Origin of the sequence: Geminisphaera colitermitum TAV2 (assembly GCF_000171235.2) — a bacterium.
Classification (GTDB): Bacteria; Verrucomicrobiota; Verrucomicrobiia; order Opitutales; family Opitutaceae; genus Geminisphaera; species Geminisphaera colitermitum.
This window is the reverse complement of record NZ_ABEA03000163.1, coordinates 1-10,372: the sequence shown is the minus strand read 5'-3', so window position 1 is coordinate 10,372 and position 10,372 is coordinate 1. Positions and strand designations below refer to the sequence as shown.

Annotated in this window: 10 protein-coding genes; 1 reads left to right on the top strand and 9 read right to left on the bottom strand. The window is 63.6% G+C overall.

The features are described 5' to 3' along the window. Positions 1–112: 112 nt before the first annotated feature. From OBACDRAFT_RS18465 to OBACDRAFT_RS18435, 8 genes are all read right to left on the bottom strand, one after another. On the bottom strand, positions 113–1,519 hold the full coding sequence (locus OBACDRAFT_RS18465) for an ATP-binding protein (protein ID WP_081722187.1): 1,407 nt from the start codon (positions 1,517–1,519) through the stop codon (positions 113–115). Between the two features lie 60 nt (positions 1,520–1,579). After that, positions 1,580–2,263, bottom strand: coding sequence for a response regulator transcription factor (locus tag OBACDRAFT_RS18460; RefSeq protein ID WP_043588173.1), 684 nt, complete (start codon positions 2,261–2,263; stop codon positions 1,580–1,582). Beyond that, positions 2,260–2,991 (bottom strand): phosphatase PAP2 family protein, encoded by a 732-nt coding sequence (locus OBACDRAFT_RS18455; protein WP_043588171.1) that lies wholly within the window; start codon positions 2,989–2,991, stop codon positions 2,260–2,262. The genes OBACDRAFT_RS18460 and OBACDRAFT_RS18455 overlap by 4 nt, the downstream gene beginning before the upstream one ends. Next, positions 2,988–5,126, bottom strand: a complete 2,139-nt coding sequence (locus OBACDRAFT_RS18450) for an LTA synthase family protein (protein WP_088179321.1) — start codon at positions 5,124–5,126, stop codon at positions 2,988–2,990. The genes OBACDRAFT_RS18455 and OBACDRAFT_RS18450 overlap by 4 nt, the downstream gene beginning before the upstream one ends. A gap of 211 nt (positions 5,127–5,337) precedes the next feature. Beyond that, positions 5,338–6,300, bottom strand: coding sequence for an energy transducer TonB (locus tag OBACDRAFT_RS18445; RefSeq protein ID WP_043588169.1), 963 nt, complete (start codon positions 6,298–6,300; stop codon positions 5,338–5,340). 120 nt (positions 6,301–6,420) lie between these two features. Further along, positions 6,421–6,675 (bottom strand): ExbD/TolR family protein, encoded by a 255-nt coding sequence (locus OBACDRAFT_RS18440; protein WP_269799083.1) that lies wholly within the window; start codon positions 6,673–6,675, stop codon positions 6,421–6,423. Then, a complete protein-coding gene (locus OBACDRAFT_RS30880; protein ID WP_269799082.1) occupies positions 6,593–6,877 on the bottom strand; it encodes an ExbD/TolR family protein in 285 nt (94 codons plus the stop codon). Before OBACDRAFT_RS30880 ends, OBACDRAFT_RS18440 begins: the two co-directional genes overlap by 83 nt. A gap of 6 nt (positions 6,878–6,883) precedes the next feature. Continuing rightward, a complete protein-coding gene (locus tag OBACDRAFT_RS18435) occupies positions 6,884–7,567 on the bottom strand; it encodes a MotA/TolQ/ExbB proton channel family protein (protein WP_232767389.1) in 684 nt (227 codons plus the stop codon). A 186-nt stretch (positions 7,568–7,753) separates the two neighbouring features. On the opposite strand from OBACDRAFT_RS18435, the gene OBACDRAFT_RS18430 reads away from it, so the two are divergent. After that, positions 7,754–9,862 carry a hypothetical protein gene (locus OBACDRAFT_RS18430; RefSeq protein ID WP_081722188.1) on the top strand — a complete coding sequence of 703 codons (2,109 nt, stop codon included), beginning with the start codon at positions 7,754–7,756 and terminating at the stop codon, positions 9,860–9,862. Between the two features lie 3 nt (positions 9,863–9,865). Here the strand turns inward: OBACDRAFT_RS18430 and OBACDRAFT_RS18425 are convergent. After that, positions 9,866–10,372: anthranilate synthase component I family protein (locus OBACDRAFT_RS18425; RefSeq protein ID WP_043588165.1), on the bottom strand; the 507-nt coding region annotated here is incomplete at its 5' end.

The window sequence follows — 10,372 nt, the reverse complement described above, 5'->3', positions numbered from 1 at the left end:
CCCCCCCCCCCCCCCTGCCCCCGTCCAGCGGAGCGGGCGCGACAAAGAAGCACCGACAGAGGGCGATCCTGACGTCCTGGCTCCTTTGCGTTCTAAATTGAATTGGCGGGACTCACCACTCCATCACGATGCGCAGGCCGGGGCGGTCTTCGCGGTTCTCGGCCCGAATCGTGCCGCCGTGCAGTTCGGCAATGCTGCGGCAAATCGCCAGGCCGAGACCGTGTCCGCGATGACGGGCGTCGGCATCAGTTGAGACGCTGGCGCTCGTTGCCGATGCGTAACGCACGAAACGATCAAAAATCTTTTCCAGCATCTCCGGCGGCAGGCCCGGGCCCTCGTCCGTCATTGTCAGGCGCCAGCCGCTGCCGCCCACGCCGTTGTCCCTGCGCACGACGTCGAGCGTGATGACGCCGCCGGGCGGCGAGGCGACGATGGCGTTGCTCACGAGGTTGAGCAGGAGCTGGCGCAGGCGGTGCGGGTCGATGGACGCCGCGCCTGTATCGACGCGTCCGATACGAAACTGCAATCCGCGATCCTGCGCGAGCACCGCGGCGTCCTCCGCAAACCCGGCCACGAAGGGAGCCATCTCCTGCGAATGTCGTTCCAGCACCAGCGCCCCCCCCTCGGCCTTGGCAATGAAAAGCAGCGACTCGATGATGCGGCCCATGCGCGTTGTCTCGTCGAGCAGGTCGGCCACCATGGCCTCGGATTCGGAATCGGCGGCAAGGGCCGTGGCAAGGCGGGCGCGGAGTTTCTCGGCATCGAGCCGGATGAGGGCGAGCGGGGTTTTGAGTTCATGCGAGGCCTCGGCGGAAAAACGCCGCACTTGTCCAAACGATGTTTCCAGCCGGTCGAAGGCTTGGTTGAGCAGCCGGGCCAGCGAGGCGAGTTCGTCGTGGCCGGGCGGCATGGGAATGCGTTCGCCAAGGTTGTCCGCGCTGATGCGCCGGGCCGCGCTTTCGATGTCACGCAGAGGCGCGAGCGTCAGACGACTGAAGGCGTGGCCGAGACCGAGGCTGAGCAGCGCAGTGACCGCGAGTAGGGCAATGCTGATGCCTACATATGAGTGGAGGATGCGGGTGACGGGGGTGAGTGGACTGCCAACTTGGATACGCCAGGAGCCGACGATAAACTCCGATACGCGCACGGCCCCGGCGCCGTTGACTTGCGAGGTCCAATGGCGGCGGTCGGTTGCGGGAGCGGGCGGGATGAAGGCTTCGCCGAGATTGGCGGAGCGGTAAACGACGTCGCCGTGCGGGTTGCGGACTTGGACGAAATAGAGTGCGATGTCGCTATCGGCTTCGTTTTCGAAGCGGTGTTTGATTTGCGCGGGTGTGGGGTTTTCGAGTTCGCCAAGCAGGTGGCGGAGTTCTTCGCCTTCGATGCCCTGCATGATCTCGATGGAGCGCATTCCCTGTCGGTTGAGCAGCCAGCCCCCGGCCACAAGAACGAGGAACGCGGTGGAAACAACGAGCAGGGCCACGCGAATGGTCAGGCGTCGGGCAAAGGAGTTTTTCATAAAAGGCTGAAGGCTGAAAAGGCTGAAGAACTGAAGGCGGCGGTGCGGCACGGGCTACTATCATGTCATTTGGTAACCGGTGCCACGGACGGTTTTGATGAGGGGCGGCGAGAATGCGTCGGAGGCGGACGGTTCGAATTTCTGACGCAGGCGGCGGACGTAAACGTCGATGAGATTGGTCTCCATGTCGTAGGAGTCCTCCCATATTTTTTCTGCGATGAGGGTGCGCGTGAGGACGCGACCGGTGTTTTGGAGGAACAGTTCGAGGAGGGCAAATTCGCGATTGGTCAGCTCCACCGGCCTGCCTTGAGCGGTGGCAGTGCGGGCGAGGAGATCGAGGCGGATGCCGCGGTGTTCGAGGACGGTGACTTTGGCGGAGGGGGAGGCGTGACGACGCAGGAGCGAGCGGACGCGGGCCAGGAGTTCATCAATGCTGAAAGGTTTGGGAAGGTAATCGTCGGCGCCGAGGTTGAGGCCGAGGATGCGGTCGGAAACCGCGTCGCGCGCGCTGAGGATGAGAACCGGTTCGTTGAACCCGGCGGCGCGCCATTCGCGGAGGAGCGCGAGTCCGTCGCCGTCGGGCAGGCCGAGGTCGAGGACGATGGCATCGGCGGGCGACTCGGCGAGGGCGTCGCGCGCGGCGGCGCAGGTCATGACGAGGCGCGTGGTGTAGTGTTGCTCCGCGAGGGCGCGCTCCACGAACTGGCCGACTTTGCGCTCGTCTTCGACGATCAGGATTTTCATTGGCGAGGGAGCCTGAAGGCATCCGCCACCATGCGCCAGAGGAGAAACACGATCCAGCAAACGAGCATCGTGACGAGCGTATGGCTGAGGTAGTGAACGCCGCGCATTTGCTGGTAGAGGCCCATCATCCAGCCCGTGCCCAGACCGATGGCGAGCCCGATGGCACGGCCTCGGCGCGTGGCGGCAAGCCCGGCGAGACTCACGAGGGCAAAGCCGCCGCTGGCGTGCCCGGCGGGGAACCCCTTGCTGCGTTTGGGCGGACGGGCATCGTCGGGGAAACGCTCGAAAAGACGCACGTAGGGAACGTCGCCGCCGTAACGCTGGATGCTGCATGGATAATGAATGTTGGTAGTCGCCTTTCCAATACTCACAAGCAGGGGGGCGGTTGCGAGCGTGGCAATCACGACAAGCATGTCGCGGCGCCGCCACGCGGCGAACCGGCACGGCAGCCGGTCGCGTAGTGAATCAGGCAATACGACAAGGACGAGGAGCACCACGGCAAAGGCAATGATGACAGCCTTGATGCCGCTGTAAAAAACGAGCTTCCCCAACGAGGGAGTGGCGCGGCTGTCGATCAACCAGAGACCGGTGTCGAAGTTGTAAAACATGTCCTGCGCGGCGAGGTCCAGATAGGTCAGGTCAAACAATGCGATGACCGCGACCAGCGCGACAATGGACCAGACTAGCACGCGCGGACGGAAGAGCGGCGGGGGGGGGGGAGGAGTCATTGAGCTGCGTGCGTTTCGGGATGAGCTGACTGCGCCATCTGGAAAACAGCCGATGGTTCCTGCGCTGTTTTTTGTTCCGCGCTCCATCGCGCCTGCTCAACAGCGGAGATTCCACGGTATCGTCCATGGCGATACAACCAGGAGGCCGTCTGATAGTAGGCGATGGTTTCCTCCTTCCGGGCGGCATCGGCGGGCTCCGGGGTGAACGTGGTGGTGGCGGGGTTATATGCGTATTGGTCCACACCGTTCAGCGGACTGAGCACGATCAGCCGGCCGTCTTCGTAAAAGCCGAGTTTTTGGTAGTTGCCGATGAGGGCGCGATGACTGCCGCCGGGCTGGAGCACATCCTGCCCGTAAAAACGTGAGGCGTAGCTCCAGCCGAGCAGTCCGAGGAGCGTGGGCGCGTAGTCGATCTGGCTCGTTAGCTGGGTGACGCGGCCCGGCGTGATTTGTCCCCCCGGCGCGTAAACGATGAGCGGGATGTGGTAGTTTTGCACCGGAAGGGCGGTGCGTCCGGCAGAGCCCGCGCAATGGTCTGCCACGATCACGAATACGGTGTTTTTGAACCAGGGCCGGGTGGAGGCGGCGCGGAGAAATTCGCCGATGGCGTAGTCGGTGTATTTGACGCCACCGCGCCGGCCCGAGGTTTTGGAAGGCAGGTCAATGCGGCCCTCGGGATAGGTGAAGGGACGGTGATTGGAGGTCGTCATCACGAAGTAATGGAACGGGCGCCCGGAGGCGGCGCTGGCGTCGGCTTCGCGGAGCGTCCAGCGCAACAAATCCTCGTCACATGCGCCCCAGGCGTTGGCGAAGGTGATGTCGCTCTTGTCCACGGAGGCGCGGTCGATGATGCGGTAACCGTTGCCGCCGAAGAAGGCGTTCATGTTGTCGAAGTAACCATAGCCTCCGTAGATGAATGCCGTATCGTAATTCCGGCTACGAAAGACGGAGCCGAGTGTGAATAGTCCGGCGTTGGCGGGACGCTTGATGAGGGAGCGGCCGGGCGTGGGCGGGAGCGAGAGGCTGAGCGCCTCCATGCCGCGGTCGGTGCGGTTGCCGGTGGCATAAAAATTCTCGAAAAGCAGGCTCTGCGGGATGAGCGCATCGAGATTGGGGGTGAGCGTGGATTTTTGATCGGAGCGGGAATTGGCGGCAAACGCGCCGAGAAACTTCGCGCTAAGGCTTTCGACGGTGATTTGAATGACGTTGGGGTGAAGCTCGGGGCCGGGATTTTTGATGAAACGCAGGGTATCCCGCGCATCGGGCAGCGAAAGCGGCACGCCTCCGTCGTGAGCGAGTTCGCGGCGGATGATTCCAAAGGCGTCGTCGGTGGGGAGCGTCGAGTAAAACTGCGAGTAGTTGAGTTCGTTGTTGCGGAAGGCGGCGAAGAGGGACCAGAGACCGTTGCGGGCGAGTTCGCCGTTGTAGGTGTTGGCAAAGTCCGGGACGCGGCGTGTATCGAGCAGGGCGATACCGAGCAGCATGTAGCCAAGCCACGCCGCCGTGACCAGCCAGCGGCGGCGCACCGGGCCGGCGGGCGCGTCAATCCAGCGGGCGACGACTCCGGTGCGCGCGAGCAACCAAGTGAGCGCAACACTGGCCACGAGGAGTCCGGCGATGATTGCGGGCATCGGGTAGGATTCACGGATGTTGCCGATGACCTCCTTGGTATAAACGAGGTAATCGACCGCGATGAAATTGAAGCGGCTGCCGAACTCGTCCCAGAAAAACCACTCCGCCACCGCGCCAAACAACAACGCGCCAAGCACCACGGCCAGCACCGCATGGGCGGCGATCCGCGCCCATCGCCGGTTGAAGATGCGGGCCGGCAAGACCCCGAGGACGAACGCGAGCGGAGCCGCCACGATCAGTCCCGCGCCGAGGTCAAAGACCAGTCCGACGAGAAATGCCGCGACGATTGACAGGTTCCAGTCGAGCACATGCGCGGCCTTGACGAGCAACGCGAGCCGGGTGAGCAGCGCGATGGCGAGAAACAGGCCAAGGATAATTGCCGCGCCGCCCTGACGGGAAACGAAAGCTCCACGCAAAAAATCGCGCAGGCATGACAGCCGGGAAACGGCGGTCATGGACGCGGCGGCGGGAGGAACGGGAGCGGGTGGTGTGACAGGTTTCATAGCGTGCGATTGCACCCCGCCACCCTGCCCGTGGCTCATTAACGCAAAATGAAGACGAAATGAATTTTCGTTCACCTGCGCCCCTGTTTCTGGCGGAGGGCGGGTCTCCTGACCCGCCAGACGCGGCGCAGCCGCGCCTTCCGGATGGGCGAGGCTCGCTGACGCGAGACTCGTCTGGCGGGGCAGGAGACCCGCCCTCCCGGGGGAGTCCTTACCGCTCCTCGACCATTTTGAACGTCAGCGACAGAAGTTCGCTTTTGTTGTCGGGTCGCGGCCTCAGCCTCACCCGCTTGACCGCCGCCACCACCGAGTCGTCAAACTCATTGCTGCCCGAGGTCCGCACGATCCGCACCTGCGACACGTTGCCGCTCGCGGACAACATGAACGCCACGTCTGTTGAAAGCGAATCGCTCAATCCGGGCGGTTTCTCGTGCGCATTGCGGATCTGCTGTTTCACGTAGGCGAAATAACTGTCGAGTATCGACTGCTCCGCCCGCGTCAGCGCCGTGCCGCCCGCGCCCCGGCTCGTCGTGCTGGTGCCATCGCGCAGTCCGTCGCGGAATCCTTTGGTGTCGATCTTCCTCGCAGTCACCGGCGGACCGGCGCTCGCTCCACTCCGCGCGTTGGGCGACGTCTGCGAAGTGTGGCTTTTCCCGACACCGGGGTTTTGTTTTTGAAAATCGGTGTAGCTCGTGGTGCGCGACGCAGAGGTATTCGAGGGCTTCGCAGGCGTCGCGTCCGCCGCCGGGGAGTCGGTCGCGGGCTGCTTCGGCTTGGCAGGCTCCTTGGTTTTTTTGGGCTTTGGCGGCTTGATCGGCGGCAGTTTGATGGGTTCAACCGCCGCTGGAGCCACCTCGACCGGAGTCACCGGCACCGGAACGGGAGGCGTTGCCGGAGCGGGAGGGGCGGGGGGGGCGGGAGGCTCCGGCTCAGGCGGAGCGGGCAAAGCCGGCAAGGGGGCGGGAGCATCAAACTCGATGCCCGTCGGGTTGCCCAGTTTCGGGGCGGCGGTTGATGTGTAATCGTCACCAGGTCCGGCAACGACCTCGAAAGTTTCCGTCACGACCGGCGCTTTTTCCCGCGCCGAAATGGAGCTGAAATACAACACCGCAAGAACCAGCGCCACATGAAGCAATGTGGAGAGAGCGAAGGCACTGGGAGAGCGGGGATTCACGGCGTGGAGAAAAGCTGAAAACTGAAATGCTGGAAAGCTGAAACAAGACCCATCGTTCAACGGAGCCGGAGTGCTGATTTCAGTTTTTCGCATTGATGCGTCCGCGCATCAATCAGCGCGTCAGCGTGTTCCGTCCGCCTGCGTGTCGAAGCTGATTTTGTTGAGGCCGTTTTTCTTCAATTCATCCAGAAGGCGGATGATTTGCTGGTAGTCGATTTTGCCATCGGCGCGCACGCGCATGACGGGTTGCTTGCGCTCCCTGGCCAGTTCGGCCAGCCGTCTCTGTAGTGTTTCAAAGGATACAGGAGTGTCGCCGATGTAATACTGCGCCCGCCCCCCCCCCCCCGGTGCCCATCGTGACGGAAACGGAAACAAACTTCGTGTCCGGATCGGGCTTGGCCTGCTCGCTTTGCGACTCGACGGGAAGGTTGAGCGGGATCGTCTGCTCCTGATTGTTGATGAGGGGCGTGGCGATCATGAAAATGATCAGCAGCGTGAAGGCCACGTCGATCAAGTTCGTGACGTTAAGCTCGGCGACCGCGTGCATTGAGCGGCGTGTGCGAAAGGTCCGGGCCATGGCGGGTTATTGCGTTTCGAGTTCGATGCGGTCGGCGAGCGAACTGGAGAAGTTCTCGATTTCGGTCGTCAACTGCTTGGTTTTGCCGAGGAGAAAATTGTAGCCGAGGAGCGAGGGGATGGCCACGCACAGACCGGCGACAGTGGTGAGCAACGCCGCCGACACACCGGGGGCGAGCGTCTGAATGGTGGCCGTCTGCTGCCCGGCGACGGCGGTGAACGCCTCCATCACGCCCCAAACCGTGCCGAGCAGTCCCATGAACGGCGCCCCGGTCACGACCGTGGCGAGGAAGATCATGCTCGACTCGTAGCGCAACACCTGGCGGGCGATGGCGCGCTGGATGGCGTTCTCCGAATGTTCGAGGCGGGTGCGCACGCTGTCGGCCCCGCGTTCGCTGATGATTTCACCGGCCCGCCGGTAGGCGTCGATCGCGTCTGCAAACACGTCTCCGTACGGGATGTGCCGGTGGTGGAGGTAGGCCGTGGCGGAGTCGAGCGTGGCGCGCTCGTCCCGCAGACGCTGCTCAAACGCCAGATTGAGTTCGCGGATGCGTTTCAACTCAAAATATTTTCCGAACATCACCGTCCACGTCACCAAGCTGCTGAGAGCCAGGGAGACGGTGATGATCTGGCCAACCAGATCGGTGGTGCTGAACACGTTGAAAATATTAACCGAGGCAAAAACGGGCATCATGGCAGGTTCTGGTATTCAGGTCTTCGGGAAGAAATTGCTCAAAAGGCGTGAAGGCTTGTGCGGAAGCCTCCGGCCACTCAATGGAAAACGCAGCGGAATAACTTCGCGCAGATCGAAAATTATCTCGGCAAGCAGGGACGCATCTGGAATGCGTTCACGGCCCTTACATTTTTTTCGATTTTTATGGCCCTCTGGGAATACAAGACAATTAGCAGCGGCAAAGGTGGTTTCGCCACACCCGCCCTGCTGGAAAACTTTCTCAACCAACTCGGCAAAGACGAGTGGGAGATCATTGAATTTCACACACATGCCGACAACGCGCTTGCCTTTCACGGCCTCGCCCGTCGTCCCACGCTGCGTGACTGGACCCTGGAGGCTGCGATTGCCGCCGCCGCCAAGGCCGAAGCCGACAAGCTCCGCGCCGAGCTCATGTCCCGCCAGCACGCTGGCGAAGTCCAGGCCTCCGCCGACAACGGCACGCCCGCAGGTGAGGGTTCTCCCTCCGAACCCGCCGAAAACAACGGCCTGCGCCAGCTTCGTGACACCGACCTGGACCACGACCCCGAGGCCCTCGCCGAAGAGGCCGCCGGCCTCGCCAACGAGTGGGACAAACTCGGCGAGACCGAAGACGACCTCCCCACATTCTTCGACGCCATAAAGCCCCACCTGCGCAAGAACCTGCGCGGCACCGGCATGTCCGTCGCCATCGACTACCTCGCCAAACGCTGGGACCAGATCGAGGCCGACCTCGTCGGCGCGCTCCAAGAATGCGGTTTTGTGCTCCCCGAGGGTGAGGACGACGCCCCCGTCTATCTCGAATTCGAAGGCGACCTCTACTGGCTCAACCGCAACAACCGCGGCCAGATATTCCTTAACACCCGCGAAAAACCCCGCCCCCGCTTCAAGATTACCCCGGCGACCCGCCTTGATCCCGCGGACCCCGCCGTTGCCGTTCTCGTCGAGGAACACGCCGCCGAGGTGGCCGAGCGCGCCCGCCGCGCCGAGGAGCACGCCGCGCGCGAAGCCGAGGCCGCCGCCCGCCGCGCCGAACGCGACGCCGCCCGTGAAGCCGCGGAAACCGCCCGCCGCGAACAACTCGCCGAGTTGCAGGCGGCCCAGCAAACCGCCCAGCAAACCATCGTCACCGCCGGGCTTCCCTCCGGCGAAACGCTGCTCAAGCTCATCCGCCCCTTCCTCCGCCGCAACCGCCGCGGCCCCGGCAGTTCCGGCTCCACCTATTATCTGGCCAAGGCGCTGCAACAGCCCGAACCCATACTCCTTGCCGCGCTGAGCGACTCCGGCCTCGTCGCCCCGGAAAAACCCGGCGAGAAACCCACCTTCACCGACGTCGGCGGCTTCAGCTACTGGCTCAACAAAGACACCCGCGGCGGCTTCTGGATCAACATGCGGGAAAAACGCGACCGCCCCGCCGCCGAAACCACACCCGAAACCGCATCCGAAAATTCGGAACCCAAATCCGAGTCCCCCAGCGCACCCGCCGAAGACGGCGGGACTCCTGCCGCCACGGACACCACCGTTGCCGCAGAGCCACCCGCGCCTGACATCACCGCGGCACCCGGCACCGACGCCCCCTCGCCCGCGAGCGAACCCAATGCTGATGCTGATGCAAGCCATTCACAGCCCGAGACAAGCGCGGAGCCAATGGCGCTCAATTTTGACGCGCCCTCCCCGCCTGACGCCTCCTCCAGCAATCCTGAAATTTCAGATTCGAAACCTGCACCGGGCGATGGCGACAATTTGCCAGTCTCCTCCGCTCCTGCTGCCGCAACCCCCGCCACGGAACCTCCCGCCACGGAATCCCCCGCGCCCAAGAACGCGTTGCCGATAATCGAATTTCCCTCGGCCATCGTTCCAGACTTCCCCGTATGGCCCCCCGTCCTCCCGGTGCACGGAGCCAAGCCCAGCCACACCCTCCTCGAAGCGACCCTCAAACTGATGCAGCATCCCGCCCCGCGAGGAGAAGGCGTCGCGCTCCCGCTCACGGCATTGGCAGACAGCGCCAAGGTTCCCGAGTCGCTGATTATGGGAACCCTGATCAACGCCGGCCTGCCTCCCCCCGTCCCGACCGATTCCCCCACCGATCCAGTGCTGACCACCGTCGGAGAAAGTTTCATGTGGCTCGAACGCGACGCCGGAGACGGCTCCATCTGGATTCGCGCCAAACCCATCGATCCGACCTCCGCCACCAAAACGAAGGGCACCAAAACCAAACCCGCGTCGGCCTCCTCCCGCCGTCCGCGGACCCGTCGCTCGTCCCCAAAAACCAAATAACGCTCACCCCTCCAAGGCCGCGCGCATCGCGCGGCCCTTGTCGAGCGATTCCTGATACTCCGCCGCCGGATCGGAGTCCCATACGATGCCGCCCCCCGCATGGTAGAACGCCCTGCCGCGGGCACAGGTGATCGTGCGGATCGCAATGTTGAAATCCGCGTCGCCATCGAAGCCGATCCACCCGATCGCCCCCGTGTAAACATGACGCCGGCACGGCTCCAGTTCGCTGATGATCTGCATCGCCCGGATCTTGGGCGCGCCAGTGATCGAGCCGCCCGGAAACGCCGCCCGCAACGCATCAAACAAGTCACGCCCCGGCGCCAGTTCCCCGCGCACCCCCGTCACCAGATGATGGACGGTCGGATGCTCCTCCAACTGAAAAAGCCCGTCCACGCACACGCTGCCCGGGCGGCACACGCGCCCCAGATCGTTGCGCGCCAAGTCCACGATCATCAACAATTCCGCCCTGTCCTTCTCACTCGCCGCCAGTTCCGCCCGCAGCCGCGCATC